Origin of the sequence: Shewanella sp. DNRA4 (assembly GCF_012843185.1) — a bacterium.
In the GTDB taxonomy this organism is placed as follows: Bacteria; Pseudomonadota; Gammaproteobacteria; order Enterobacterales; family Shewanellaceae; genus Shewanella; species Shewanella xiamenensis.
In genome coordinates, this window is record NZ_JABAIP010000056.1 from 1 (window position 1) to 244 (window position 244).

Annotated in this window: 1 protein-coding gene; it reads left to right on the top strand. The window is 42.2% G+C overall.

Annotated elements, in window-relative coordinates; all coding sequences use genetic code 11:
* Positions 1-244, top strand: a 244-nt coding sequence (locus tag HG547_RS20710) for a transposase (protein ID WP_169548862.1), incomplete at both ends; no start/stop codon positions are given.

Genomic DNA, 244 nt, shown 5'->3' on the forward strand with positions numbered 1-244 from the left:
CACTTCGTTGGCCAAACGGATTCATTTGCCCAAGCTGTTCGAGCCATCAATCACCTTATCAGTTAAGTAATGGCAAGTTAAAATGTCATGCTTGCCGTTCTCAGTGTTCAGTAACATCAAGAACACTTTTTGACAAAACAAGAAGCCCCATGAAAAGTTGGTTTGCAGCTGTCTGGTTTATTACAAATCAAAAGAATGGGGTCAGCGCTCTTGGAGTCCAAAGGCTATTAGGTCTTGGGAGTTA